A 1571-nucleotide genomic window follows, 5' to 3' on the forward strand; every position below is an offset into this window, starting at 1 on the left:
CACCGCCACCGCATCCGGCGACCGCCCCACCTGCGCCTCGAACAACTCCGAAAGCGTCTCCGCCGACCCCTCAACCGCCGTGTCGTTCCACTCCACCAGAACCTGACACCGCTCCACCACACCCAACACATCAACACTGCTCAACCGCAGATCGGGCTCCGCAACCACGGCCCCCAGAACCCGGACCAGGCCTTCGACGAGCCGCTCCACCGAACCCGTATCGAACAGGTCCGCCGCCGCGATCACCGCACCCCGCAGCCCCGCAGGCGCACCACCCGGCCCGAACACCTCCCCAACGGTCAGCTCCAGGTCGAACTTGGCCACCGGTACGCCGGCCGAGGCACCTCGCGCCTGTATGCCGGGCAGGTTCACGACGGCGTCGGCGTTGTTCTGCAGGGTGAGCATGACCTGGAACAGGGGATGCCGGGCCAGGGAACGCGTCGGGGCCAGCTCCTCCACCAGGCGCTCGAACGGCACGTCCTGGTGGGCGAGGCCCGACAGACCCGCCTCCCGCACCCGGGAAAGCAGCTGACGGAATGTCGGGTCACCCGACAGATCCGCACGCAGCACCAGCGTGTTCACGAAGAAGCCGACCAGGTCATCCAGACCCTCGTCGGTGCGTCCGGCGTTCGCGGAACCGATCGGGATGTCGGTTCCGGCGCCGAGGCGCGACAGCAGCACCGCGAGAGATGCCTGGAGCACCATGGCCGCCGTCACACCTTCGGCCCGAGCCACCTCCACCAGACGCGCATGCACCTCGGCCGGGATGTCGAAGGGAACTCCGTGTCCGCGGTGGGAGGCAGCGGCCGTGCGGGGGCGGTCGTAGGGCAGCGTCAGTTCCTCGGGCGCGCCCGTCAACGCCTCGCGCCAGTAGGCGGCCTGGCGGGAGAGCACACTCTCCGGGTCGTTCTCGTCGCCGAGCAGCTCGCGCTGCCAGAGCGCGTAGTCCGCGTACTGCACCGGCAACGGCTCCCACCCGGGGGCCCGGCCGGCGCAACGCGCTTCGTACGCCACCGACATGTCCCGTGCCAACGGACCCATCGACCAGCCGTCACCGGCGATGTGGTGCACCACCACCACGAGTATCTGTTCATCAGGGGCCACGGCGAACAGTTGGGCTCGGATTGGCACTTCGGCAGAAAGATCGAACGCATAGCCCGCCGCCTCCGCCACGGCGGCATCCACTCCCGCCGGGACGGCGTCAGTGACCTGCAGTTCCCAGTCCAGCTCCGCCGGATCCAGGACACGCTGGTACGGCTCACCGTCGGCGGTGGCGAACACCGTCCGCAGCACCTCATGACGGCCGATGACGTCCCGCAGCGCCGCGTTCAGCACCCCGGCGTCCACCTGGCCGGACAGACGGAGGACGGTCGGCAGGTTGTAGGTGGCGCTCGGGCCTTCCAACTGACCGATGAACCACAGGCGGCGCTGCGCATACGACAGCGGCACCCGCTCCGGACGCGTCCGCGCCGTCAGCGCCACCCGCGCACGATCGGCACCGTCGACACGGGCCGCGAGCCGGGCCACCGTCGGCGCCTCGAACAGCGCCCGCAGCGGCAACTCGACCCCGA

1 protein-coding gene is annotated in these 1571 nt (G+C 70.2%); it reads right to left on the reverse strand.

The window, feature by feature from the left end; translation table 11 throughout:
* Positions 1–1571, reverse strand: a 1571-nt coding sequence (locus ACFVYE_RS47265; protein WP_389609778.1) for a condensation domain-containing protein, incomplete at both ends; no start/stop codon positions are given.

Source organism: Streptomyces sp. NPDC058239, assembly GCF_042882185.1.
GTDB lineage: Bacteria > Actinomycetota > Actinomycetes > Streptomycetales > Streptomycetaceae > Streptomyces.